This window comes from Streptomyces sp. NPDC087859, from assembly GCF_044742595.1.
Classification (GTDB): domain Bacteria; phylum Actinomycetota; class Actinomycetes; order Streptomycetales; family Streptomycetaceae; genus Streptomyces; species Streptomyces canus_F.
The window spans coordinates 236,677-261,750 of record NZ_JBIUUU010000016.1; the positions used below are offsets into that span (position 1 = coordinate 236,677).

Annotated in this window: 23 protein-coding genes, 1 pseudogene and 1 riboswitch; of the genes and pseudogenes, 17 read left to right on the forward strand and 7 right to left on the reverse strand. The window is 72.2% G+C overall.

Annotated elements, in window-relative coordinates; genetic code table 11:
• Positions 1–63: 63 nt before the first annotated feature.
• Entirely contained in the window at positions 64–642 is a 579-nt protein-coding gene (locus ACIOHP_RS35620; protein WP_401893854.1) for a transketolase, read from the reverse strand.
• A gap of 260 nt (positions 643–902) precedes the next feature.
• Between ACIOHP_RS35620 and ACIOHP_RS35625 the strand changes: the two genes are divergently transcribed.
• From ACIOHP_RS35625 to ACIOHP_RS35640, 4 genes are read left to right on the forward strand one after another with little or no spacing between them, the layout of a single operon-like run.
• Positions 903–1,682, forward strand: coding sequence for an isopentenyl transferase family protein (locus tag ACIOHP_RS35625; RefSeq protein WP_401893856.1), 780 nt, complete (start codon positions 903–905; stop codon positions 1,680–1,682).
• Positions 1,679–3,031, forward strand: a complete 1,353-nt coding sequence (locus tag ACIOHP_RS35630; protein ID WP_401893858.1) for an FAD-binding protein — start codon at positions 1,679–1,681, stop codon at positions 3,029–3,031. Before ACIOHP_RS35625 ends, ACIOHP_RS35630 begins: the two co-directional genes overlap by 4 nt.
• Complete coding sequence (locus ACIOHP_RS35635) at positions 3,028–4,530, forward strand: TIGR00730 family Rossman fold protein (protein WP_401893859.1); 1,503 nt, start codon at positions 3,028–3,030, stop codon at positions 4,528–4,530. The genes ACIOHP_RS35630 and ACIOHP_RS35635 overlap by 4 nt, the downstream gene beginning before the upstream one ends.
• Before the next feature lie 28 nt (positions 4,531–4,558).
• A complete protein-coding gene (locus ACIOHP_RS35640; RefSeq protein WP_401893860.1) occupies positions 4,559–6,313 on the forward strand; it encodes an ABC transporter ATP-binding protein in 1,755 nt (584 codons plus the stop codon).
• A 252-nt stretch (positions 6,314–6,565) separates the two neighbouring features.
• Here the strand turns inward: ACIOHP_RS35640 and ACIOHP_RS35645 are convergent, their stop codons facing one another.
• Positions 6,566–7,402, reverse strand: coding sequence for a (2Fe-2S)-binding protein (locus tag ACIOHP_RS35645; RefSeq protein WP_401893861.1), 837 nt, complete (start codon positions 7,400–7,402; stop codon positions 6,566–6,568).
• A 185-nt stretch (positions 7,403–7,587) separates the two neighbouring features.
• Between ACIOHP_RS35645 and ACIOHP_RS35650 the strand changes: the two genes are divergently transcribed.
• From ACIOHP_RS35650 to ACIOHP_RS35690, 9 genes are all read left to right on the forward strand, one after another.
• A complete protein-coding gene (locus ACIOHP_RS35650) occupies positions 7,588–8,583 on the forward strand; it encodes a FecCD family ABC transporter permease (protein WP_401893862.1) in 996 nt (331 codons plus the stop codon).
• Entirely contained in the window at positions 8,580–9,593 is a 1,014-nt protein-coding gene (locus ACIOHP_RS35655) for a FecCD family ABC transporter permease (protein WP_401893864.1), read from the forward strand. The genes ACIOHP_RS35650 and ACIOHP_RS35655 overlap by 4 nt, the downstream gene beginning before the upstream one ends.
• 56 nt (positions 9,594–9,649) lie before the next feature.
• The gene (locus ACIOHP_RS35660; RefSeq protein ID WP_401893902.1) at positions 9,650–10,465 is read left to right on the forward strand and encodes an ABC transporter ATP-binding protein; all 816 of its coding nucleotides are present in this window, start codon (positions 9,650–9,652) and stop codon (positions 10,463–10,465) included.
• Between the two features lie 31 nt (positions 10,466–10,496).
• Positions 10,497–11,513, forward strand: coding sequence for an ABC transporter substrate-binding protein (locus ACIOHP_RS35665; protein WP_401893866.1), 1,017 nt, complete (start codon positions 10,497–10,499; stop codon positions 11,511–11,513).
• 86 nt (positions 11,514–11,599) lie between these two features.
• On the forward strand, positions 11,600–12,775 hold the full coding sequence (locus ACIOHP_RS35670; RefSeq protein ID WP_401893868.1) for an acetyl-CoA carboxylase biotin carboxylase subunit family protein: 1,176 nt from the start codon (positions 11,600–11,602) through the stop codon (positions 12,773–12,775).
• Positions 12,772–14,448 carry an IucA/IucC family protein gene (locus ACIOHP_RS35675; protein ID WP_401893870.1) on the forward strand — a complete coding sequence of 559 codons (1,677 nt, stop codon included), beginning with the start codon at positions 12,772–12,774 and terminating at the stop codon, positions 14,446–14,448. The genes ACIOHP_RS35670 and ACIOHP_RS35675 overlap by 4 nt, the downstream gene beginning before the upstream one ends.
• A complete protein-coding gene (locus ACIOHP_RS35680; RefSeq protein WP_401893871.1) occupies positions 14,445–15,635 on the forward strand; it encodes an MFS transporter in 1,191 nt (396 codons plus the stop codon). Before ACIOHP_RS35675 ends, ACIOHP_RS35680 begins: the two co-directional genes overlap by 4 nt.
• Entirely contained in the window at positions 15,635–17,335 is a 1,701-nt protein-coding gene (locus ACIOHP_RS35685) for an IucA/IucC family protein (protein WP_401893873.1), read from the forward strand. The genes ACIOHP_RS35680 and ACIOHP_RS35685 overlap by 1 nt, the downstream gene beginning before the upstream one ends.
• Positions 17,332–18,534, forward strand: a complete 1,203-nt coding sequence (locus ACIOHP_RS35690; protein WP_401893875.1) for a type III PLP-dependent enzyme — start codon at positions 17,332–17,334, stop codon at positions 18,532–18,534. Before ACIOHP_RS35685 ends, ACIOHP_RS35690 begins: the two co-directional genes overlap by 4 nt.
• Here the strand turns inward: ACIOHP_RS35690 and ACIOHP_RS35695 are convergent.
• Both ACIOHP_RS35695 and ACIOHP_RS35700 read right to left on the reverse strand, forming a co-directional pair.
• Positions 18,531–19,991: an aldehyde dehydrogenase family protein gene (locus ACIOHP_RS35695; protein ID WP_401893876.1), complete on the reverse strand. Its 1,461-nt coding sequence runs from the start codon at positions 19,989–19,991 to the stop codon at positions 18,531–18,533. The genes ACIOHP_RS35690 and ACIOHP_RS35695 overlap by 4 nt on opposite strands.
• A gap of 145 nt (positions 19,992–20,136) precedes the next feature.
• Positions 20,137–20,430 (reverse strand): hypothetical protein, encoded by a 294-nt coding sequence (locus ACIOHP_RS35700; RefSeq protein WP_361493015.1) that lies wholly within the window; start codon positions 20,428–20,430, stop codon positions 20,137–20,139.
• Positions 20,431–20,602: 172 nt separating this feature from the next.
• On the opposite strand from ACIOHP_RS35700, the gene ACIOHP_RS35705 reads away from it, so the two are divergent.
• Positions 20,603–20,956, forward strand: a complete 354-nt coding sequence (locus ACIOHP_RS35705; RefSeq protein ID WP_361551476.1) for a nuclear transport factor 2 family protein — start codon at positions 20,603–20,605, stop codon at positions 20,954–20,956.
• A 24-nt stretch (positions 20,957–20,980) separates the two neighbouring features.
• Here the strand turns inward: ACIOHP_RS35705 and ACIOHP_RS35710 are convergent, their stop codons facing one another.
• Entirely contained in the window at positions 20,981–21,526 is a 546-nt protein-coding gene (locus ACIOHP_RS35710; RefSeq protein ID WP_401893879.1) for a MarR family winged helix-turn-helix transcriptional regulator, read from the reverse strand.
• Positions 21,527–21,575: 49 nt separating this feature from the next.
• On the opposite strand from ACIOHP_RS35710, the gene ACIOHP_RS35715 reads away from it, so the two are divergent.
• Complete coding sequence (locus ACIOHP_RS35715) at positions 21,576–22,421, forward strand: hypothetical protein (protein WP_401893881.1); 846 nt, start codon at positions 21,576–21,578, stop codon at positions 22,419–22,421.
• Positions 22,422–22,463: 42 nt separating this feature from the next.
• A riboswitch (ZMP/ZTP riboswitch) is annotated at positions 22,464–22,547 on the forward strand.
• Positions 22,548–22,568: 21 nt separating this feature from the next.
• Positions 22,569–23,417 (forward strand): bifunctional 5,10-methylenetetrahydrofolate dehydrogenase/5,10-methenyltetrahydrofolate cyclohydrolase, encoded by an 849-nt coding sequence (locus ACIOHP_RS35720; protein WP_401893883.1) that lies wholly within the window; start codon positions 22,569–22,571, stop codon positions 23,415–23,417.
• 1 nt (position 23,418) lies between these two features.
• Here the strand turns inward: ACIOHP_RS35720 and ACIOHP_RS35725 are convergent, their stop codons facing one another.
• A complete protein-coding gene (locus ACIOHP_RS35725) occupies positions 23,419–24,309 on the reverse strand; it encodes a CU044_5270 family protein (RefSeq protein ID WP_401893885.1) in 891 nt (296 codons plus the stop codon).
• On the reverse strand, positions 24,302–24,841 hold the full coding sequence (locus ACIOHP_RS35730) for a sigma-70 family RNA polymerase sigma factor (RefSeq protein WP_361493028.1): 540 nt from the start codon (positions 24,839–24,841) through the stop codon (positions 24,302–24,304). The genes ACIOHP_RS35725 and ACIOHP_RS35730 overlap by 8 nt, the downstream gene beginning before the upstream one ends.
• 9 nt (positions 24,842–24,850) lie before the next feature.
• Between ACIOHP_RS35730 and ACIOHP_RS35735 the strand changes: the two are divergent.
• Positions 24,851–25,074, forward strand: a pseudogene (locus tag ACIOHP_RS35735) (cytochrome ubiquinol oxidase subunit I); the annotation flags it as partial.

Consider the following 25,074-nt stretch of genomic DNA (forward strand, 5'->3'; position numbering starts at 1 on the left):
CGCCGGTGTCCGTCCCCTCGACCCTACGTGCAACTGATCAGTAGCGGCACGGGAGCGGATCCGTCAGCGCAGGAAGCCCCGGACGACCCGGCCCAGCGCCTCCTCGTCCCGGGTGTCCGCGCCGCCCAGGGCCAGCAGCCGGTGCGGCACATGGACCAGTGTCCCGGCGACCTGCCGGGCCGAGGTCCCCGGAAGGCCGGGCTCGACCAGCACCAGGTCCGCCCGGTCGGCGGCGAGGGCGGCCGTGCGCAGGCCGATCTCGTCGAAGGGCCGGACGGTGGTCGCGTAGAGGACCGTCAGGTCGAGGCCCGCGGTGGCGCGCAGCACCGGGTCGAGGGTGGAGCCGACCGCGAGGACCACGCCGTCGAGGCCTTCCCGGACGAGTTCGAACCCTTCCGTCGCTCCGCGCGGCTCAGCATTGGAGTCGGCACAGACATGGACGTACGCCCGTTCGCCGGCCGCCACCGCGGCCAGCACGGCGCGGCGCACTTCGGCGGGGTGGCCGGGGACATGCACGGTCCAGCCCGGAGTGGCGGCGAATCTGGTCAGTTCCTCCACCGCTCCGTAGCCGACGAGGACGGTGCCGCTCGTCGTGGAGTCCGGAAGGGATTCGGCGGCGGCGATCAGCATGTCGGAGTGCATGGGACGACCTCCTGGTGAGGACATTCTTTCGACGCGTCAAGAATTCGTTAGGAAACGAGCTCGACGGTCACTCATATCGCCCTGGATTCCCCGCACCCGAGTCGCCCACCCCCGTAATTCAACACCTTTAACAGGCTCACAGAAATGTGGACGTCTCTTTGCCCGGTCCAGGTGTCCGCCTGGTTCTTGATGATGGACCGCCGCGTTTACCTTGATGGTCGTCTCTCCCTGTCGGATGAAGCGGAAGGGGACATCCCGCCATGGCCCAGAGCGACACACGTCCGGCGACCGGTCCGTCGGTCCATCTCATCGCCGGACCGACCGGTGTCGGCAAGAGCGCGGCAGCCACGCGGCTGGCCCGGGCGACCAGTGTCCCGATCGTGGTCGCCGATCGTCTCCAGTGCTTCACCGATCTCACCACCACGAGCGCCCGCGCCGGTGCCGAGGTGCCGGATGTGAGCCGGTACTGGCTCGGGGACCGCACCTTCGCCGACGGCGACCTGTGCGCGACGGAGGCGACGGACACCCTGGTCGCGCTGGTGGAACGGCTCGGCGCCCGGCACCGGTCGGTGATCGTCGAGGGTGGCTCGATCTCCCTGCTGCGGGAGCTGGCCGCCCGGCGGGCCGAGCTGCCCTGGCGGCTGTCGGTCCGCCTTCTGTCCCCGCCCGGCCGGGACGAGTACGTCGCCGCGCTCGCCCGCAGGGCACGCGAGATGCTCGCCCCGCGGGCTTCGGGGCACAGCCTCCTCGAAGAACTGGCCGCGCTGTGGCGCGAGCCGCGGCAGCGGCTGTTCGCGGCCTCCGTCAACGGCTTCGAGGCCGTCCTCGAATGCTGCGCCAAGTACGCGCTGGATGTGGAGTCCGTCGACCGGCAACCACTTTCGGAACACGTACTGGATCGGATGGCCACGCTGATAGCCGAACGCCATGCCGAACACGGCTTTCTCCAGCACCGCGTGTTCTCCGAAATTTTCGACAGTCGAATAGCGAGCTGGGGATTCGACGATTTCGACGGCGACCTCCTGGAGAGTGCGGCGTGAATGCGATCCGCGAGGACATGGCACTCGCCTCGCACGATTTCGGCCACATCGTCGAATCCCGCCCGCTCGGAGTCGTGCGGCCGCGTTCCGGTGGCACGGTCCGGGAAATCGTCTCCTTCGCCGGTGCGCGGGGGTTGCCCGTCACCGCCCGTGGTTGCGGACACGCCCCGTACGGGCAGGGCCAGGCGCACGGCGGATACGTCGTCGACATGGGCGGGCTCGACGAGGTGCGCTGCGTGCCGGGCGACCGGACGCTGGTCGCCGGGGCGGGCGCGACCTGGGGCGAGGTCGTGCGGGCCGCGCTCGCCGAGGGGCTGGCGCCGCCGGTGCTCCCCGACCATCTGGGCGCCAGCGTCGGCGGGGTGCTGAGCACCGGCGGGTTCGGCGGGTCGAGCCACCGTCGCGGGCTGGTCGCCGACTGGGTGCGGGAACTGGAGGTGGTCACCGGCGCCGGCGAACGGCTGGTCTGTTCGCCCGAGCGGCATCCGGACCTGTTCGGCGCGGTCCTGGCGGGACTCGGCCAGTGCGCCCTGATCGTGCGGGCCACCCTCCGGCTGGTGCCCGCGCCGGTACGCGTCCGCCGCTACCGCCTCTATCACGAGGATCCAGCCGGCTTCTTCACGGACCAGCGCAGGCTGGCCCGCGACGGCCGGTTCAGTCATGTCGCGGGACAGGCCCGCCCGGCGCTCGGCGGCATCTGGCGGTACATGATCGAGGCGGTGACTCCGTACGACGGTGGACTCCCCCGCACCGACGGCCTGTTGACCCGAGACGACCTGCTGACCGGAGACGACCTGTTGATCGGTGACCTGGACCACGACCGGGACACCGAGGAGATCGAGGATCTGTCGTACGCCGGGTACCTGCACCGCCTGGACCGCGACGAGCGGCTGCTGCGTGCCACGGGCGAGTGGGACCGGCCGCATCCCTGGCTCACGCTGCTGCTCCCGGAGGCAGCCGCCTCGGCCTTCGTCCCGGCGGTGCTGGCCGAGGCCGGCCAACAGGACCTCAGGTGCTGCGGCGTGGTGCAGCTGCGTCCGCTCTGCGGGAGCGTGTTCCGCGCGCCGCTGCTGCGCAGGCCGCCCGGCGAACTCCTGTGCCTGCTCTCGCTGATGCGCACCGCGCCGCCCACCGATCCGGGCACCGTACAGCGCATGGTCGCCGCCAATCGCGGTCTGTACGAGCGGGCCAGGGCCGTGGGCGGGGTCCTCCATCCCGTCAGCGCGCTGCCGATGACACCCGAGGACTGGCGGGTCCATTTCGGTCCCGACTGGGCGGGCTTCGCCCGTGTCAAGGAGCAGTACGACCCGCGGCACATCCTGACCATGGGGTACGGGCTGTGGGCGTGAGCGCCGTGACCGTCTTCTGCGGTGCGTCCGCCGGACACCGCTCCGCTCCTCTGCACGCCGCTGCCGATCTGGGCCGCGCCCTGGGCAAGGCCGGGATACGACTGGTCTACGGCGGCGCCCGCACCGGTCTGATGGGCGCCGTCGCGGACGGGGCGCTGGGCGCGGGCGGCTCGGTGACCGGGGTCGTCCCGCGCGCGATGCTGCCGTACGAGATCACCCACACAGGGCTCACCGAACTGGAAGTGGTCGCGGACCTCCACGAACGCAAGGCGCGGATGGCCGAGTCGGGCGACGCGTTCGTGGCGCTGCCGGGCGGTCTGGGCACGGCGGAGGAGCTTCTTGAGGCGTTGTCCTGGGCCCAGTTGGGCCTGCACCGCAAACCGTGCCTCCTGCTCGATCCGTCCGGTTTCTACCGTCCGCTGCTGTCGTTCCTGGAGCACGCCGGGGACGAGGGTTTCCTGCATCCGGGGGATCTGGAGCGGATCGTGGTGTGCCGGTCGGCCGAGGAGGTGCTCGCGCGGCTGGCGGACCCGCCGATGGCCGACACCCCCGTGCGGGTGCCGCGAGGTCGGACCGCGTTCCTGTTCTCGGCGGCCGGCTCGCAGCAGCCGCGGATGGGGCGCGAACTCCACGCCACGTCACCGGTGTTCGCCGAGACCCTCGACGAGGTGTGCGGCCTGCTCACCCCCTACCTGGACCTGCCGCTGCGGGACGTGATGTTCGCCCCGGCCGGGACGCGCACCGCGGCGCTGCTCGACCGGGTCGCGTACGGCTTTCCGGCGATCTTCGCGCTCCAGGTCGCCCAGTACCGGCTGCTGGAGAGCCAGGGGCTGCGCCCCGACGTGCTGTTCGGGTACTCGGCCGGGCACATGGCGGCGGCCCACGCGGCGGGAGTGCTCTCGCTGGCCGACGCCTGTCGCGCGGTCGGCACGCTGTCACGGCTGATGCGGACCCTGCCGGAGGGCGGATGCATGGCCGCGGTGGAGGCGGGGCCGCAGGAGCTGCGCCTGGGGCCCGGCGCGGTGGTCGCGGCGGTCAACGGTCCCCGGTCCGTCGTCGTGGCCGGGGACCGCGGGGCGGTGACGGCGGTGTGCGCGCAGTGGTCGGCCCGCGGCCGCCGCACCCATGTGCTGCGCGTGGACGCGGCTCCCCACTCCCCGCTCTTCGAGCCCCTCCTCGCCGACTACCACCGCGTCCTGCTCACGATGGAGCTCCATGTCCCCCGTATCCCGCTGCTGTCCGACATTACCGCCGAGCCGGTCACCAGGGCGGCCACCGAACCCGGCTACTGGGTACGCGCCCTGCGCCGGCCCGTCCGCTTCGCGGACGCGGTCGCCCGGCTGCACGCCGAGGGCACGACCACCTACGTCGAGATCGGCCCGGGCGAGGTCCTGACCGGCATGCTCGACGCCTGTCTGCCCCGCGGGGCCGGCCGTCCCCTGCTCCTCTCCGTGACACGGAACTGGCGAGCCCTGCGCAAGGAGTCGGACGTAGCCTGAAGGCTCCGCCCGACCCGCAAGGAGCGCCGTGAGCATCGCCGCGACCGAGCCGTCCCCGCCCACCTGGCGGCTGCTCCTCGGATACGTCCGACCCCACCGCTGGGCCCTGCTGGCGGGAGCCCTGCTCTCGCTGGTCACGGGCGCCACCGGGCTGCTGCTGCCACTCGTGGCACGGGAGTTGATCGACGACCTCTCCCACGACCGCACCATCACGGGCGCGTTGCTCGTCATGTCCGGCCTGGTGGTGACCAACGCGGCGGTGGGTGCGCTGGGTTCGTACGTGCTGCGGCGCACCGCCGAGTCGGTCGTGCTCGGTGCGCGGCGCTCGCTGTCGTCGTATCTGCTGAGGCTGCGCATCACGGCCGTGGACCGCAGTGAACCGGGCGACCTGATGGCCCGCATCACCTCGGACACCACGCTGCTGCGCGAGGTCACCACCGACTCCCTCGTCGGCCTCGGCACCGGCGGGCTGACGCTGGTGGCGACGGTGGTCATGATGGGGCTGGTCGATCCGGTGCTGCTGGCCGTCACCCTGGCCGTGATCGCGGGCGCGGGCACGATCCTCGGTGTGATCGTGCCGCGCATCAACAGGGCCAGCAGGCAGGCTCAGGACGCGGTCGGCGTGATGGGGGCCTCGCTGGAGCGGATTCTCGGCGCGCTGCGCACGGTGAAGGCGTCCGGCGCGGAGCACCGGGAGGAACGTACGCTGCACGCGGCCGCCGAGGAGTCGTGGCGGCAGAGCGTGCGGGCCGCCAAGTGGTCGGCGGCCGCGGGCAACACGGCGGGGCTGGCGATGCAGATCGCCTTCATCACGGTGCTCGCGGTGGGCGGGGCACGGGTGGCGACCGGGTCGATCGACGTCGGCACGCTGGTCGCGTTCCTGCTGTACGTCTTCTACCTGATGTCGCCGATCCAGCAGGTCGTCGGCGCGATCACCCAGTACCAGACGGGCGCCGCGGCCCTCGCCCGTATCCAGGAGGCCCTGCGGCTGCCCGCCGAACCCGCCGGTGTGCCCGCCCCGTTGCCCGCGGCCGGCGCGGAACCCGCCGCCGTCGGCTTCACCGACGTACGGTTCCGCTACGCCGACGACCTCCCCTACGTCCACCACGGGGTGACCTTCGCGGTGCCCGCCCAGGGCATGACGGCGTTCGTCGGCCCCTCCGGCGCAGGGAAGACGACCGTCTTCTCCCTCATCGAGCGGTTCTACGACCCGGAGTCCGGGACGATCACGCTGGACGGCCGCGACCTCGCCGACTGGGAGTTGCCGCAACTGCGTTCGGCGATCGGCTATGTCGAGCAGGACGCCCCGGTACTGTCGGGCTCGCTGCGCGACAATCTGCTGCTGGGCAACCCGGACGCGGACGACGCGGCGTTGGCACGGGTCCTGAAGACCACCCGCCTGGACGGCCTGGTGGCTCGTCTGCCCGGCGGAGTCGACACGCTCGTCGGTCACCGCGGCACCAGGCTCTCGGGCGGCGAACGCCAACGCGTCGCCATCGCCCGCGCCCTGCTGCGCCGCCCCCGTCTCCTCCTCCTCGACGAGGCCACCTCGCAGCTGGACGCCGTGAACGAGGCCGCGCTGCGCGACACGGTCGCCGACGTCGCCCGGACGACGACCGTGCTGGTCGTCGCCCACCGGCTGTCCACGGTGACGATGGCCGACCGCATCGTGGTCATGGACGCGGGGCGGGTGCGGGCGGTGGGGACACATCGGGAACTGGTGGCCGCGGACCCGCTGTACGCGGAGCTGGCGGCCACGCAGTTCCTGGCGACGGCGGACTGAACGGGGCGTGCCGGCGGAGCAGGGCTGTCAACACTCCCACGCGTTGCGGCAATTCGGCGGGCAGTGGGGCTACGAGCGGTTCCTCGACGCCCGGTTCGGCACCCCCACCCGGTTCGACCAGGACAGTGCGGTCGACGACCGCGAGTTCTCCATGACCGACGTCACCGGGACGTCGGCTGGACACGGCCTTCGACCTGCCGCAACCCCTCGACCGCGTGGCCCGTTGAGCCCTCGCCGCGAGCGGCCGGACGGCTATGCGGTCTCCAGCCTCCGCAGCCTCTCCGCGTCACTGGTGCGCGGGCATGTGGAGCAGGCCTCGGCCGGGCGGATCGCGTAGAACATGCAGCAGCCGGTGCGCGTGCGCGTGGCGTGGCGGGTGCCGTCGTCGCCCACCAGATGGCGGAAGTCGGCGCCGCTGGGATACGGGGGCACGGGGATCGGCAGCACCTCGGTGGCGGCCCTGATCGCGGCGCCCTCCTGGCCCAGCATCCGGCCCAGGTACCAGAGGGCGGAGACGAGGTCGTCGGAGACCATCCCCCACAGGGCGCGTGACCGGCGGCGCGCGACGGGGCCGAGGGCGGCGAGCAGGGGGCGCATGTGCTCGGCGAGGGACATACGCAACTGGGCGCGCAGCTGGTCCTCCTGAGGGAGCGTCAGCACGCCGGGGAGTGCGGCCACGGGGTCGTCGGGCAGACAGGCGAGTTCGGTCCCGGGGGTGATCTCGTACGTCCCTGAGGCGAGGTCGATACGCAGGTCCTCGGGGCGGATGCGGGGCACCCTCCGTTCGAGGTACCAGGTGCCACCCATGAGCACACCGACGGACCAGGCGTAGTCGTGCAGGGCGCGGGAGGCGGCGACGTCCGGGCGTACGGCGACTCCGTAGCGGTCGCGGATGCGGGCCGCCTCTGCTTCGACGAACGCGTCCAGCACGGACCGGTCCGACGCCAACCGGTCGGCCGTCACGCCCACGCGACCGCTCTCGGAAACTCTCGCGTCCAGCGCTTCGCAGATGCCGGCCAGCCGTCGGTAGACGTCACCGAGGGCTCGGGAGACGGCACCGTCCGGCGTGGTCTTGAGGGCCAGGGACATCGACGTGCTCCAGGTGCGGGGAGTTTCGGGAGAGCCTCAATAGGCAAGCCTTACCTTACCTTGATCAAGGGAGCCGCACGTCAAGCCGCCTCAAAGGAATCACACAGTCAGTTGAAAACTAAAGCAAGCCTCACCTAAGCTCACGCCTCGTGACTGCGACCCATCGGGGCGCACCCCCCACAGGTGTGTCCTTTCGTGCCTTCAGGCACATACCGCTCTTCCTCACCGGCCTCGCGGCCCTGACCCTCTGCACCGCCCTGAGCCTCGCCCTCGGCGCCCGCTCGGTCCCCCTGTCCACCGTGGCCGACGCCCTGTTCGGCCACGCCCACGGGCGCGACGCCCTCGTCGTGACCGGACTGCGGCTCCCGCGCACCGTCATCGGCCTCGCGGTCGGTGCCGCGCTCGGTGCCGCCGGGGCCGTCGCCCAGGGCATCACCCGCAACCCGCTCGCCTCCCCCACCACCCTCGGCATCAACGCGGGCGCGGGCTTCGCGGTCGTCGTCGCGATCTACGCACTCAAGCTCAACGACCCCGTCGAATACGTGTGGTTCGCGTTCGCCGGAGCCGCGGCCGCCGCGGTCCTCGCACAGGCGCTGGCCCGCCGCGCCGGTGACATCGATCCCGTACGGCTCGCCCTCGGCGGCACCGTGCTCCAACTCGTGCTGCTGTCCTGGACGTCCGCGGTGATGCTGCTGAACCAGCGCACACTCGACGAGGCCCGCTTCTGGCTCGCCGGCTCCCTGTCCGGACGCCCCCTCGACACCCTGTGGCCGGTCCTGCCGACATTGCTGCTCGGCATCGTCATCGCGCTGGCCGTCTCCCCCGCCCTCAACGCCCTTGCCCTGGGCGACGATTCGGCGCAGGCCCTCGGTGTCCCGGTGACCCGCATCCGGCTGGCCGGCGGCATCGCGGTCGTCCTGCTCGCCGGTTCGGCGGTCGCGGTCGCCGGACCGATCGCCTTCATCGGGCTCGCCGCGCCCCATCTCGTCCGTCCGCTGCTCGGCGGCGACCACCGACTGCTGGTGCCCGGCTGTCTGATCGCCGGTCCACTGCTGCTGCTCGCCGCCGACGTGCTCGGCCGGATGGTGATCCGCCCCTCGGAACTGGAGGTCGGCATCGTGACCGCGTTCCTGGGCGCGCCGCTGCTGGCGCTGCTGGCCCGGAAGGTGGCCACCCGGTGAACCGGCCCAGGACCGGTGCGCGCGTACTCGTCTTCGCCGCCTCCGGTCTCGTCGCGCTGTCCGTGCTGCTCACCGTCTCCCTGACGACCGGTGAGATGCGGATCCCCACCGCCACGGCGCTGCGTGCCCTGGCCGGGTTCGGTGACACGGGAGACGTCCTCGTGGTGCAGCAGTTCCGGGCGCCCCGGTCGATGGCGGCCATCGTCGGCGGCGCCGGGCTCGGCGTGGCGGGCTGCGTGCTGCAACGGCTGTTCCGCAACCCTCTGGCCTCCCCGGACGTCATGGGGGTGACCGGCGGGGCCTCGCTCGGCGCGGTCGCCCTGATCGCCGCCGGGGCCTCCCAGACGCTGATCCCGCTCGGAGCACTCGGCGGAGGCCTCCTCGCGGCCCTGCTGCTGGGCGTGTTCGCCTGGGGATCCGGGCTCGCCGTCACCCGCCTGGTGCTCACCGGCCTCGCCGTCCAGGCGGGGCTCGCCGCCGCCGTGAACCTGATGATCGTGCGCTTCCCGGCCGAACTGGCCGGATCGGCGCTGCAGTGGACCACGGGTTCGGTGTACGGGCGCACGTGGACGGAGGTGTGGGGAGCGGGCGGCGCCATGGTCCTGGCGCTCGCCGCCGCCTTCGTCCTGCATCGCCGACTGGCCGTGCTCGACCTCGGGGACGACTCCGCGGGCGCCCTCGGCCTCAACACCTCCGCGGCACGCCTCCAACTGCTCGTCCTCGCGGTCGTGCTGGCCTCGCTCGCCGCCGCGCTCGCCGGACCGGTGACGTTCGTGGCGCTCGCGGTGCCGCACATCGTGCGGTTCGTCACCGGGCCGCCCACCGCCGTCTCGCTCGCGCTGGCCGGCCTCACCGGGGCGGTGCTGCTGCTCGCCTCCGACCTGGTGGTGCAGCACCTGCTGCCGATCGAAGGGCTGCCGGTGGGCGCGGTCACCGCCACGCTCGGCGCGCCCTGGCTGCTGGTGCTGATGTTCCGGCAGAGCTCGCCCGTGAAGAGGAGCCACGCATGACCGGCGCACGGAAGACGGCCCAGGACCCGCTCAAGACCGCCGTACAGGAGCCGCGCATGACCACCGCCAACCAGCTCTCGACGCAGCGCCTCGACCTCAGGTACGGCGACCGGCTGGTCGTCGGCGGCCTCGACCTCACCCTCCCCGGCGGCGCCGTCACCGCGATCGTCGGCCCCAACGCCTGTGGCAAATCGACCCTGTTGCGCGGACTGAGCCGGCTGCTGGCCCCCACCGCCGGCACCGTCACCCTCGACGGCTCCGACATCCACCGCATGCCCGCGAAGTCCCTCGCGCTGCGCATGGGTCTGCTGCCGCAGCAGCCGGTCACACCCGAGGCGATCACCGTCGAGGCGCTCGTACGGCTGGGCCGCTATCCGCATCAGCGGCTGCTGAGCCCCTGGTCGGCCGCCGATCAGCAGGCGGTGGACGAGGCCCTGGAGCGCACCGGGACCGCGTCCCTGCGCGACCAGCCGGTGGACCGGCTCTCCGGCGGTCAGCGGCAACGCGCCTGGATCGCCCTGGCGTTGGCCCAGGACACCGAGCTGCTGCTGCTCGACGAGCCCACGACCTTCCTCGATCTGCGGCACCAGCTCGACGTGCTCGACCTGGTGGCCGCCCTGCACGCCGAGGCGGGCCGCACCGTGGTGATGGTGCTGCACGACCTCGGACAGGCCGCCCGCTACGCGGACCACATGGTGGTCCTCAAGGACGGCCGGCTCGCCGCCGCCGGAGCCCCGGCGGACGTCCTCGACGCGGAGCTGGTGAAGTCCGTGTTCGACGTGGACTGCCGGGTCATCCCCGACCCGGAGACCGGCACCCCGCTGGTGGTCCCGAGAAGCAGCGCGGTGCGGCACTCCGCCGCCACCGCCTGATCAGCACCTACCAAGAAGGAACCAACCCCCCATGTCCCACCGCTCCGCCATGCCCGGAATCCGCCGGATTATGGCCTCCCTGCTGGCCGTGACACTCGGTACCGCCGCTCTGGTCGCCTGCGGCTCGGAGTCCGAGGACTCCACCTCCGCGAAGCCCGCCGCCGATGCGGGCGGCGCCTTCCCGCGCACCCTCAAGACCGCCATGGGCGACGTCAAGATCCCCTCCCGGCCGAAGCGCGTCGTCGTCCTCGACACCGGCGAACTGGACGACGTGACGCTGCTCGGCATCGACCCGGTCGGCGCGGTCGCCCCGCACTTCAAGACGGAGGGCGGCTTCCCCACGTATCTGAAGGGCGAGTTGAAGAACACCGCCGACGTCGGCCCGCTCCTGGAGCCCAACCTGGAGAAGATCGCCTCGCTCAAGCCCGATCTGATCCTGTCCTCCAAGGTCCGCCACGAGAAGGTCTACGACAAGCTCAGCGCCATCGCCCCGACCGTCTTCACCGAGACCACCGGCGGTGTCTGGAAGGAGAACCTGAAGGTCCACGCCGAGGCACTGGGCCTGGAGAAGGAGGCCACGGACAAGCTGACGGAGTACGAGACGCGGGCCAAGGCGCTGGGTGAGGCCATCAGGAAGAAGGACGGCGGCACCATGCCGACCGCGTCCGTGGTCCGCTTCATCGCCGGTCCGACCCGTCTGTACCAGTCCAACTCCTACAGCGGTGTCGTCCTGAATGACATCGGCTTCAAGCGGCCGTCCTCGCAGGTCTCGAACGACCCCGAGGTCACCATGAAGGACGTCAGCCCCGAGCAGATCGACCAGGCCGACGCCGACCTGGTCTTCGTCACCTCCGCGGACGTGGACGACAAGACGCAGAAGAAGCAGGTCACGTCGAACCCGGTGTGGAAGTCCCTGACCGCCGTGAAGGACGGCAAGGTCTTCGAGGTCCCGGACGAGACGTGGATGTCCGGCATCGGCGTCCAGGCCGCCGAGCAGATGCTCGCGGACGTGGCCAAGGCCACCGGTGTGCCGCTTCCCGCCAAGTAACTCCCGCTGAATCGGGGCGGGCCGCAGCCATGGCCCGGGCCCGCCCCTTCAACCCCCCACCCGCTAGCGGAAGTTCAAAGCCACCCATGCGTCTGTACCTGCTCGCCCTCAACCCGACCGACTCCGTCACCGAGGGCTTTCTGCCCGCGGCCGCCCGCCTGGGACTGGACGTCACCGTCCTCACCGACCAGCCCGACGCCCACCGCGCGACCTACCCGGACATCGAGATCCTGCCGTGCGACGTCCGCGACTTCCGGGCCGTCGTCACCCGTATCTCCACCCACCACCGCCCCGACGCGGTCTTCACCAACAGCGACCACCTCCAGACCCAAGCCGCCCTGGCCGCCGCCTACTTCGGGCTCCCCGGCAAGGACTGGCGGGCCACCTTGCGCTGCAAGGACAAGGCCGAGATGCGCCGCCGCCTCGCCGGCGCGGGCCTGGACACGGTCTGGTCGACCGAGCTCACCGGACCGACCGCCCTGCCGGACGCCCCGTACCCCTGTGTCGTCAAGCCGCGCGAGGGCGTGGCCAGCGAGGACGTCGTCCTCGTCGACACCGCCGAGGACCTGGCGACGCGCTCCAAGGAGATCCTCGACCGGCGCCCCGGCACCGTCCTGGTCGTCGAGGAGTACCTCCCCGGCGAACTCCACACCCTGGAGACGCTGGGCGACGGGCGGACCCGGCACGTTCTGGGCGGCTTCCACACCGAGCTGTCGCCGCCGCCGTACTTCATCGAGGAACGCCTCACCTTCGTACCGGCCCACCCCGAGCCGGTCGTCGAGCAGGTCCTCGCCCAACTGGACGCGCTGGGCGTCGGGTTCGGCGCCTGCCACACCGAGTTCGTGGTGCACGAGGGCCGGGCGAGGCTCATCGAGGTCAACTACCGCGCCATCGGCGACCAGTGCGACCTGCTGCTGGCCCGGCTGCTGGAGATCCCGCTCTTCGAGCACATCCTCCGCACCCACCTGGGAGAGCCGCTCCCCGCGGACCTGGGCGCCCGCCACGACGGAGCCGCCCGCCTGGACTACCCCTGCGCCGAGCGCCCCGGCACCCTCACCGACGCCCCCGCTGCCACGGAACTCACCCTCGACGGCGTCCACTTGACGTACCGTCCGCTGCGCGCGGCGGGCGAGCGGCACGAGCTGTACGGCACCAACCGCGACTACCTCGGCGTCCTGCGCGCCACGGGCACCGACCAGCCGACGGTGGACCGGGTGGCGGCGGGATTCCTGGCCGGACTGCGCTGGGAGATCCAGCCGTGACGGCCGCGACGAGGGCGACGACCGACACCTGCGAGGAGGAACTGCTCACACGCGTGCTCAGCGCCCTGCTCCGCGAGGACGTGGTGGGACTGCGCACCGACAGCACACTCCTGCACCGGCCGGACGGCCCCTGGCTACGGCTGCCGGCCGAGGGCGACGCGCTGCTCCTGCCCGTCGTCGAGGACGGCTTCCAGTGCGAGTACGCCGCCCGGCTGCCCCTGCTCGTCCGCGAGTCGGACGGCTCCGAGCTCACCTCGTACGACACCGTCCTCGCCGCCCTGCGCGCGCTCGCCGACCCCGCGGACCGAGGCGGGTACGACGCCTTCACCGAGGAGTGCCGGCAGACCCTGGCCACCCTGCGACTGCACACGGCCACCCGGGCCGAGGTCGAGGGGAGGCTCGGCGGCGACTCGGCGCGGTGGCCCTCGCTCGCGTACGACACCCTCGCCGCCCGCCTCGACCATCCGGTCTACCCGACCGCGCGCGGCCGCTCCGGCCTCAGCGAGCTGCAACTTCAGGCCTACGCACCGGAGTTCCACCCGCGCTTCGCGCTGCGCTGGATCGCCCTGCGCCGGGAGACCGTCACCCTGACCGGCACGCTCCCCGGCTTCTGGCCCACCCCCCGGCAGCTCGGCCTCGCCGGGACGGAGGGCACGCATGTGGTCCTGCCGGTACATCCGTTGACGGTCGACGCCCTGCTCGACGCCGGGCTCCCCGACGGGGCGGTGTTCGCCGAGCGGGCCCATCTGGAGGTGGTACCGACGCTGTCGATGCGTACGGTGGCCGTGAACCCGTCGGCGCATCTCAAACTCCCGCTGGCCACGGCGACGTTGGGGCTGCGCAACAAGCGGACCGTCAAGCCCGGCACGCTCGTGGACGGCGCCGCCGGACAGCGGCTGCTGGAGGCCGTGACCGCCCGGGAGCCCCGGTTCCAGGGCACGATCCTGCACGCGGACGAGGCGACGTACGCCCATGCCGGGCACGAGCTGCTGGCCGTCCTGTGCCGGCGCTTCCCGGCCGGCCTGGCCGGCGCCGAGGTCGTACCGCTGGCCGCCCTGCTCGCCGACGCCCCGGACGGGCGGCTGGTCGTCGACCACCTCGCCGACCGCTTCTACGGCGGCGACCCGCTGGCCCTGCTGGACGCCTTCCTGACCCTGTTGTTCGACTGGCAGACCACACTGTTCGGGTACGGCATCGCGCTGGAGTCGCATCAGCAGAACATCTCGCTGGTACTGCGGCCCGGCAGTCTGCGGCTGCTGTTCAAGGACAACGACGGGCCCCGCGTCAACGCGAAGCGGCTCGGCGCGGTGCTTCCCGGCCCGTGGGGCTTCGACGACGCACGGACCTATGTCTCCGGGGACGGGCCGGTCGCCGACCTGTTCGCCACCATCACGGTCCATCTGTGCGCGGGCGCCTACGCGTTCGGCCTCCCCCGGCACCGGAGGGCTCTGCTCGATCTCGTACGCGACCGGCTGGCCGAAGCCGTGGACCGGCTCGGCGGGGACGCGGCCGCCGTCCTGCGCGCGCATGTGCTGGACGCGCCTCGGCTGCCGGTGAAGGCGATGGTCACGGCCGGCTCCCTGCTGTCCAAGGAGCGCTCCGGCGCGGCCGACATCAACAAGCACTACACGACCGGACCCAACTACCTCCTGCGACAAGGGGGTTCGGCATGAGCGCCGGGGCCCTGCGCATACCGCGGTCCGCCTCCGGGCGTGGTCAGGTGCACGCGGTGGCCGCCTGCTACTTCGTGGCGTCCTTCGCGGCCCTGGGCCTGCCGCCGTACCTCACCGAGATCCTGCCGGGGCTGGGCGACCGCGACGCCCGCTGGGCGGGGGTGCTGTATGTCGTCCCGACCGTGTTCGGGGGCATCGCGGCCCCGATGTGGGGGCGGCTCGCCGACCGCTACGGCCGCAAACGGCTGCTGTTGCGCGCCCAGTTGGGGCTCGCGGTGGCCTTCCTGCTCGCCGGGTGGGCCGACTCACTGGCCACCTTCACCGTCGCGCTCGTCCTCCAGGGGATCCTGGGCGGCACCTTCGCCGCGTCCAACGGATACCTGGGCGCGGCCCTGGAGGGCCCGGCCCTGTCCAAAGCGCTCACCCTGATGCAGGGCAGCGCCCGGGCGGCCCTGGTCTTCGCACCGATCGTGGTCGGCGCGCTGTCCGGCTGGCTCTCCCCGCACCGCCAGTACGCACTCCTCGCCGTTCTCCCCCTCACGGCCGCGCTGCTGCTGGCGGCCCTGCCCGAACCGGATCCGGTCGCCCGCTCCACGAGCGAGACCGCCACCGCGGACCACACACCCCCGCTGGTGTCGCTCAAGGCGCTCTACGCACTCGAGTTCGCCTTCGTCTTCTCCACCGTCATCTCCTTCCCCTATCTCATCGCCCTGGTCGACGACCGGCTCCCCGGCACCTCGCCGACCCTGTCCGGAGTGCTCTTCGCCCTCCCCCACCTGTGCTACCTGGTGGCGGCGCTGACCGTGCACTCCGGGTTCCGGGGCCGCCCCAAGGCCGGGATCGTGCTCGGCTTCGTCCTCATCGCCCTCGGTCTCGCCGGACACGGCGTCGTCGACTCGCTGCCCGCGCTGATCGCCGTACGGCTGCTGCTCGGTGCGGGCCTCACGCTCGGCCTGGTGTGTCTGCAGGTGCTCGCGGCGGACTGCGCCCAGGGCCGCGCGCCCGGCGGGCTGTTCGGCTCGCTGGAGTTCTTCTCCAAGGCCGGAGCGGTCGCCGCCGGTCTCGCCGCGGCGGCCGGCAGCGTCCGCTTCGGCCCGGCCGCCCCCGTGCTGACCGGTGCCGCCGCTGCCGCCGTCACCGCCGTGGCGACCCTCCTCCCCTCCATGACCCCCCGCTGGAGCCGCTGATGCCCTCCCTCGCCGATACGCCCGCGCGCACCGACCTGCCCACCGCCGACGACGTGGTGGCCCACACGCTCCTGAACTGTCTGCTGCGCGAGGTCTCCGGGCCCGAGCACCAGAGCGTGGTCACCGACGGCCGGCTCCTCCTGCGACTGCCCCGCCGTGGTGTCCTGCTCCGCGTGACCCTGCGCCGCACGTCGCTGCTCGGCGCGCACCGGTTCACCGGCCCCGTGCAGGAACAGCGCGACGGCGACTGGGCGGAGCTGGACTGGAGCCGCCTCGCGGAGTACACGCACGACGAGCTGTCGCTGCGGACCGGGGTGCGCAACGAGGAGTTCCTGGAGCAGATCGCCTCCAGCCACGAAGCCGTGACGACAGCTCTCACCTCGACCGGCGCCTCGCGGGGCGGCGACCCCTACCTCGCCTCCGAGCAGTCCCTGTTCTTCGGGCACCGCTTCCATCCCACGCCCAAGGCCCGCACCGGCGACCCGCGCGCCTGGTCGGCGTACGCGCCGGAGACGGGGGCCGCCTTCCCGCTGCGACACCTCGCCGTACGGGAGCATCTGATCGCCGAGGAGGCCGCGGAGCCCTCGGCCACCGCCGTCCTGGACCGGCTGCGGGCCGACGTCCCGGCCGGATACCGTCTGCTGCCCGCCCACCCCTGGCAGTACGACACACTCCGCGAGCATCCGGCGCTGAGCGCGGCGCTCGAGAACGGCGATGTCCTCGACCTCGGCCCGGGCGGACAGCCCTTCGCGGCGACGGCGTCCGTGCGCACGCTCTACGACGGAGAGACCTTCCTCAAGTTCAGCCTGAACGTGCGGATCACCAACTGCCTTCGCAAGAACAGCAGTTACGAGCTGTCCGGTGCCGTCGCCCTGACCCGTGTCCTGGCCCCGGCGCTGGCCGACCTCGCCGAACGCTTCCCCGGCAGCGCGGTGCTCCGCGAGCCCGCCTACCGCACGCTCGCCCTGCCGGGACCCGACGGCAGCCCGGACCAGGCGCTGTTCGAGGGCTTCGGCGTGATCGTCCGCGAAGGACTGCCCGAGAGGCTCGCGCCCGGCACCACCGCCCTGCTGGCCGCCGCCGTCGCCGACGAGTACCCGAGCAGCGCCGCCCACATCTCCCGTCTGCTGGACGGGGCCGGCGCGCAGGCGGCTCTCGCCTGGTGGTCGGCGTACCTCGATCTGCTCGTCCCGCCGGTCCTGGCCGCCTACTTCGACCACGGCCTGGTCCTCGAACCCCACCTCCAGAACGTCCTGGTGTGCGTGGACGGCGACGGCATGCCCGCCCAGGTCCTCTTCCGCGACCTGGAGGGCACCAAGCTCGTCCCCGAGCACCACGCCGACACCCTCGCGGCACTGCCGCCCGAGGTCGCGGGCCCGATGACGTACGACGCGCAGCGCGGCTGGGACCGGGTCGTCTACTGCCTCCTGGTCAACCACGTCGCGGAGCTGCTCGCCGCCCTGGCCGATCTGCACCCGGAGACGGAGGCCGAGCTGTGGGGCCGCGTCCGCTCGATGCTCCGGTCGTACGCCGACCGGAGCGGCTGCCCGCCCCGCCTCTCCGCCCTGCTCGCCGGTGTACCGCTGCCCGCGAAGGCGAACCTGCTGACCCGCTGGGAGCGCAAGGCCGACCGCGAGGCCGGTTACGTCCGTCTGCCGTCCCCGCTCGCCGAGGACATCCTGACCGGGAGCACCCGATGACCCCTGCCGTCCACGACCGCGCCCTCTCCCTCGCGTCGGCCGAACTGCCCGCGTACCTCTACGACTTGGCGGCCCTGCGGACACACGCGGCTGCCGTACGGTCCGCTCTCCCCGAGCAGGTCGAGCTGTACTACGCCGCCAAGGCCAACCCCGAGCCGGAGATCCTCGCCGCGCTCGGTCCGTACGTGGACGGCTACGAGGTCTCCTCGGGCGGTGAACTCGCCCATGTGGCCAAGGCGGTGCCGGGACGTCCGCTGGCTTTCGGCGGCCCCGGCAAGACACCGGACGAGGTGACGGCCGCTCTGGAGCAGGGCGTCGAGCGTTTCCACGTCGAGAGCCTGTACGAGCTGCGGATGCTGGGCGAGCTGGCGCGGCGGGCGGGGCGGCGGGTCGCGGTGCTGGCGCGGGTCAACCTGTCCTTGTCCGACGGTTCGCTGGCGGGCAGTTCACTGGCGATGGGCGGGCGTCCGACACCGTTCGGCATGGACCCGGACCAGGCTCTGGAGATGGTTCGCGCGCTCACGGACGGCACCTATCCGCACCTCGAACTGCGGGGCGTCCACGCCCACTTGGCCAGCGGTCTCGAAGCCCCGGAGCAGCTCGCGGTGGCCGAGGCGATCGTGGCCTGGGCCACCGGGCTCGGGGTCCCGGTCGCGGAGGTCAACGTCGGTGGCGGTATGCACGTCGACTACGCGGACCCGGACCGGCGCTTCGACTGGGCCGCGTACGGCGAGGGGCTCGCCCGACTCACCGCGGCGCACCCGGGGTTGACGCTGCGCATCGAGCCGGGGCGGGCACTGACGGCGTACTGCGGCTGGTACGCCACGGAGGTGCTGGACGTGAAGCGCAGCCACGGCGAGGAGTTCGGTGTGGTCCGGGGCGGCACCCACCATCTGCGGACCCCGGCGACGAAGGGCCACGACCAGCCCTGCTCGGTCCTGAAGGTGGACGGCTGGTCGCATCCGTGGCCGCGACCGGCGGCGGAGGACGAACACGTCACGTTGGCCGGGCAGTTGTGCACACCGAAGGACGTCCTCGCCCGCCGGGTCCCCGCAGCGGGGCTGCGGGCCGGTGACCGGGTGGTGTTCGCGCTGGCGGGCGCCTACGCGTGGAACATCTCGCACCACGACTTCCTGATGCACCCCCGGCCCGGCTTCCACTTCCTGGACGCCGGGCCGGAGGCCACCGTCACGCCCTAGAACGGGTAGTGCGCCTGCTGGGTGGCGATGGTCACCCAGCGGGTGTTGGAGAAGGCCTCGATACCCCAGCGCCCGCCGAAGCGGCCGTACCCGGAGGCCTTGAAGCCGCCGAAGGGGGCCTGCGGCTCGTCGGCCACCGACTGGTCGTTGATGTGCACGATGCCGGTACGGACACCACGGGCGACGGCCAGTCCGTGGGTGGCGTTCTCGGTGATGATGCCGCAGGTCAGACCGTTCTCCGTGTCGTTGGCGACGGCCACGGCGGCGGCGTCGTCGGAGAACGTCTCGATCACGCACACCGGACCGAACGCCTCGGCGTGGTAGATCTCGGCGTCCTTCGGCACATCGGTGAGCACGGTCGCCGGGTGCACCGCTCCGTCGGGTTTCCCGCCGCCGGTGAGGACCTTCGCGCCCTTGGCGACGGCGTCCTCGACCAGAGCGGCCACGCGCTGCGCGGCGGAAGCGGCGACGAGCGGGCCGACCACGGTGTGCGGGTGGTTCGGGTCACCGGCCTGGAGCGAGGCCGTCTTGGCGGTGAACTTCCGGGTGAACTCCTCGGCCAGCGACTCGTGGACGAGGATCCGGTCGCCGGACATGCAGATCTGTCCGGCGTTCATGAACACGCTGAAGGTGACGGCGTCCACGGCGTAGTCGACGTCGGCGTCGTCGAGCACGATGACGGAGTTCTTGCCGCCCAACTCCAGTACTGCGGGCTTGAGATGACGGGCCGCGTGCTCGCCGATGATCCGGCCCACGTTGGTGGAGCCGGTGAAGTTCACCGCGCGGACGCGCTCGTCGGCGATCAGCGCCTCGGCGATCTCGGCCGCGTCCTCACGGGCGTTGGTGACGACGTTGAGCACCCCGTCCGGCAGCCCGGCCTCGCGCAGCACATCGGCCACGAACAGGGCGCACGCGATCGGCGCGTCCTCGCTCGCCTTGACGACGACGGTGTTGCCGGCGGCCAGCGGCGCCGCGACCGCCCGTACCCCGAGGATGACGGGCGCGTTCCACGGCGCGAACGCCGCGACGACGCCCACCGGTTCGCGGACCGCGAGGCCCAGCGCGCCCTGCTCCTGGGCGGTGAGGACCTCGCCGCGCGGGGCCGTCACGGCGGCAGCGGCCTCGCGCAGCATGTTCGCGGCGAGGTAGACGTTGAAGTGCGCCCACGGCCGGGTTCCGCCGGCCTCGTGGGCCATCAGTTCGGCGACCTGGTCGCCCTTGCCGTCGAGGAGGTCGGCGGCCTTCAGCAGGATCGCGCGCCGGGCGAACGGGGCCAGCGCGGCCCACTCGGGGAACGCCGCCTCGGCCGCGTCCACGGCCCGTCGTACGTCCTCGGGCCCCGCGGCCGCGACGGTCGCATACACCTCGCCCGTGTAAGGGTTGACGTCCTCCGCCCTACGGCCGGAGGCGGCGGGCTCGTCCTTGCCGCCGATGAACAGTTCGCGGGTGATGGGCATGATGCGGACCTCTTTGTTCGCCACGTGAACCAAGATTCATTTCTAAGCGCATGCTCTGTTCACCCGGCAACAATGTCAAGGGCCGCCCGGCCATGCTTGCTTTCTGGCGGCCGGGCGGCCCTCGGTGCGGTCGTACGCGTGTCGATCAGTACTGGATGCCTGGCAGCAGCTGGGTGACGGGGGCGGCCAGGTCGGTCACCTGGGTCAGCTGCTGGAGGTCGTTCAGCTTGTTCAGCTCCGCCAGCTGCGCGGAGGGCCGCGGGAGCGCGTCCTTGTACTCCGCGGGCAGGTCACTCACAGTGAGCGAGTCGAGCGTGGCCATCGGGCTCAGGGGGGCGGCGCCCTTGTCCTCGGGGGCCGCGCTCGCCAGCGGGGCGGCGAGACCGGTGACGCCGACGGCGAGACCGACGACGGCGGCGATACGTCGAGTGGAGATCATGTTTTCAGCAACGCCGGCGGGCCCGCGCCGGACACGGGCACCGGGCGTCGCTCACCCGTCAGGCGGAGTGTCGCGGTTGCGCTTGCCGAGCCCGGCGGGGCGGAGGAGTCTCGAAGGAGAGGCCCTCGCGGCCCGCTCCCCTTCGACCGCGGGCCTTCACCGGAGGTCAACCATGGGCACCGCGTTCAACACCGAGACACTGCGCAAGAGCATCGAGGGAAACACGGCGACGAATCTGCTGTCGCTCTACACGGACGACGCGGAACTGCGCGTCGTGGACCGCAACACCCAGCCCAGCAGTCCACGGGTCCTGCACGGTCGCGAGGAGATCGGCGAACTCCTCGAGGACGTCTACAACCGCGACATGACGCACAAGCTGGAGCGCTGCGTCGTGGACGGCGACACCGTCGCGTTCAGCGAGAGCTGCCTGTACTCGGACGGGGTGCGCGTCCTGGCCGAGTCGATGATCACGCTGCGCGACGGCAAGATCGCCGAACAGATCATGATCCAGGCATGGGACGAGTAAGGAGACGGCTGCCGAAGGTCCAGATCACGACTCGGCTGACCTGGACCTTCGCGGTGCGAGCCCGTCCGGTGCGCTCTCCGCGGCCACGACCAGCTTCCGCAACAGGTCGGCTAGCGTCCGTTGCTCTTCTGCGGTCAGTGCTGCGAGCAGCGCGACCTCGTCCGCTTCCTCCGCCGCCGCATGCTGTTCGAAGGCGGCGTATCCGGCGTCGGTGAGCCGGACCAGCACCCTTCGCCGGTCGGCACTCTCGTGCGTACGGTCGATCAGCCCGGCCTCCTCCAGCGGCGCCAGCCGTGCCGACAGGGCACCCCGCGTCAGCCCGAGCCGGTCGGCGAGCTCCGAGGGACTCGCGGTGTACGGCGGACCATGCCGGCGCAGCGTCAGCAGCACCTTGAACTGCCAGTGCCGCAGCCCGTCGGAGTCGAGGGCGTCGCGACGCGCCTGGGACGCGTGCCGGGCGAGTTTCGCCAGCCGCACATAGATCGCCTCCTTGACCGGGTCCATCCAGGCGAGTTCCTTCGACCACTGCGCGACGTGCCGGTCGACCGAGTCCTGCGTCCCCTGCTCCACGCAGTGGTTTTCTTGTGGATGGTTTTCCATCTCACTACCTTCCCCTGGCATGACGAACACCACGAGCACATTCGTCGAACTCGACGAACTCCTCGCCTCCGCAAGGGACTTGTCGCTGGCGGGACGGTGGGACCGGGCGCTGCGCCTGTTGGACGCGACGACGTCCGACGCTCCCGAGGACCGCGCCCGCCTCGCCCTGGCGGCGGCCGAAGTCGCCCTGGAGAGCGACTGGTTCGGCGGTACGCGGCTCACCGCCGCCCGCGTCGAGCAGGCGGAGAAGGAGTCCCCGGGCGGCGACTGGGACCTGGACTTCGTACGGCTGCGCCACGACTATCTGCGACTGTTCCGCCCCGACGGCACGTCCCGGCACGGCGCCGAGGGCAAGGACCCGGCGGCACTCGTGGCGATCCGGCGCCGCGGACACGACCTGCGCGAGGCCGCCCCCGACGAGGTGCGGCGGGGCTGGGCCTCGATGTACCTGGGCCTGATCGCCGACAACCTCTTCGGCGAGCGCGACGCGGCGCCCGCCCACTACGAGGCCGCCCTGCGCGCCGGCGGCTCGGGCGACGACCTGCTGGTCCGCGAGGCGCTGCGGCACCTCGGTGACCACGACCACGACGCCGGCGAACACGAACGGGCCCTGGAGCGCTGGGAGCGGGCCACCGCGCTGGGCGCACGCGCGGGCATGATCCCCGGGGTGCTCACCCAGCAGATGCTGCTGGCGGTGCTGGCCCGTGACACGGGTGACGAGGGCGGCGCGACCGCGCTGGCCACGGAGATCGCCCGCTGGGCCGAGGCGATCGGCGCCGGCCACCTCCACGCTCAGGCGACCGGGTTCCTCGCCGGAGTCGACCCGACGGCGCCACCGCGGGAGAGCGGGTCCCGACCGTCGTAGGACACAGGGGGTCCCGGCCCGAGGACCGGCTCGGTTAGGCTGATGGCGGGCCGTGACTGGCGCTGAGGTGGAGCACCACCGGGGAGCGGCCCGCGGAACCTGATGCCGTGCGCCTGGGCGAACCGACTACCAGCCCAGGAGTGGATCATGTCTCAGGCCCGGCTCATGGACGGCACGGCGCTCGCCCGGCGGATCGTGGAGGAGACCGGCAAGCGCGCCGCCGACCTCACCGAACGCACCGGCGCCACACCCTGTCTCGCGACCGTACTGGTCGGCGAGGACCCCGCCTCCGTGACGTACGTCCGGATGAAGCAGAACCGCTGCCGCAAGGCCGGTATCGCCTCCCGGCACGTGGAGCTGCCCGCGGCGACCACGACCGAGGAACTGGTGGGCACGCTCAAGGCGCTCTCCGCCGATCCCGCCGTCCACGGCATCCTGCTCCAGCATCCGATGGGCGGGCACATCGACGAGCGCGCCGCGTTCGAGGCGATCGCGCCCGAGAAGGACGTCGACGGCGTCACTTTCGCCTCGTTCGCGTCGATGAGCTTCGGCCTGCCGGGCTTCGTGTCGTGCACGCCCGGCGGGATCATGCGGCTGCTCGACGAGTACGGCGTCGACCCGTCCGGCAAGCGGGCCGTGCTCGTCGGCCGCAGCGCGATCCTCGGCAAGCCGGCCGGGATGCTGCTGCTCGCGCGCGACGCGACGGTGACGTACTGCCACTCGCGGACGGCGGACCTGTCCGCGGCCGTCCGCGAGGCGGACATCGTCGTCGCAGCCGTGGGCCGGGCGCGGCTCATCAAGGGCCAGGACATCAAGCCCGGCGCCGTCGTGCTCGACGCCGGCTACAACGAGGGGAACATCGGCGACGTCGACTTCGACTCCGCCGCGGAGCGGGCCTCGCTGATCACTCCGGTGCCGGGCGGCGTGGGTCCGATGACGATCGCCACGCTGCTGGAGCAGACGGTCGACGCGGCCGCCCGGCAGCTCGGGGTCTGAATCAGCGCATCCAGGCGCTGTAGTCCATGACGTCCCCGGCCCTGACGCCGTACTCGGGCTCCGCCTTCGTGAAGGTGGTCTCCAGGCCGAGTACGGCGCCGCTGACCGGGTCCATGATCAGCATCCGGCGGGTGCCCGACTGCTGGTACTCATACGCCTGTCCGCGCCGCCCGAGCCGGTCGGTGACCTGTCCGACGGGCTTGAGCCCCTCGGCGTCCGCCAGCATCTCGGCCACCGTCGCGGATTCACGGGCACCGAGGTGCCAGGTGTCGAGAAGCACCCGGACGCCGTCGAGGAGCTGCCCGGTGTCCAGTGCGGTGTCGGTGTACGTGGCTTCCTGTAGGTAGGCGCGCAGACGGGTGACGTCGTGCGGGGGCCGCGACTGCGGCGGGGCGTCGCTCCAACTGGGCGGATAGGTCTGCGAGGTGCGGTCGTGGCCGTCGTCGACGATCACCGTGTGGCTGTCGTCGGCGTTCCACCGCACGATGCGCTCCTCCGGGTAGGTGATCGGAGGGTTGTCCTCGCTCATGCCGAGGCTCCACGACTTCACATGGGTGCCCTTGCGGAGCTCGGGCGATCCGTCGGCCGCTCGCGCCCGCGCCGCCAGGGTCTGAAGGGATACGGGGGTGGAGTCGGCCCGCACCACGAGCGGGCGGGGCGCGGCGACCGCCGGCGCGGTGGTCTGGTCGGTGAACAGCAGGGCCGCGACCAGCGCGCCGACGACGGCCGTGGCCGCAAGGCCCCAGAGCAGCCGGGGGCGGCGGGAGGTCCGTTGCCGCATGAGCCGGTTCAACTGCCGCTCGGCGTGGTGGTCGAGGGGGCCGTCGCCGAAGTGGGGGCCGTCGGTCGGCACCGGGTTGGCGCGGCGCAGGAGTTCGAGTTCGTCAGCCATGGCCGTTCTCCTTCAGGGCGGCGGCGGTCGTGGGGCCCAGGCGGTCGATCTCGGCTCTCAGCCGGCGCCGGGCGCGGTGCAGCCGCATCGACGCGGCCCGCCGGCCGCAGCCGAGGGCGACAGCCACCTCATCGGTGTCCAGTTCCTCCCAGGCCGTGAGCCTCAGCACCTCCTGGTCGGCCGGGGAGAGCCGGGCCAGCGCGTCGTGCACCCAGGCGCCGGGGCTCTCCGCGTCGGGGCCGGCCTCGATGTGCCGCCCGTGTGCCGTGTCGTCGTTGCCCAGCCGGTCCACCAGCCGCCGCCGGCGCCCCTGTCCGCGCACCGCGTTGGCCAGGCAGTTCCGTGCCACCCCGTACAGCCAGGGCAGGGGGGAGTCCGGGAGGTCGGTCCGGCGGCGCCAGGCGACGGTGAAGACCTCCGCCACCACTTCCTCCACGTCACTCGTCCGCCCGTCCAGTCGCCGCGCGACATAGCGGCTGACCGCCCAGTAGTGCTCGCGATAGGCAGCGGCGAAGTTGTCGTCGTCGCTCATGTTCCGTTCGTGTCCGGCACCCTCGGGATCGTCACAGCCGTTTCCGTGATTCTCGTCGCGTCCCTGAAGTGTGACGTCCGGGCCGGGCGCGGACACAGGCGGGGCATGAGGCACCTGAAGTGGCTGACGACCACGGATCACAAGACGATCGGAACGCTGTATCTGGTCACGTCGTTCGCGTTCTTCTGCATCGGTGGTCTGCTGGCGCTGTTCATGCGCGCCGAGCTGGCCCG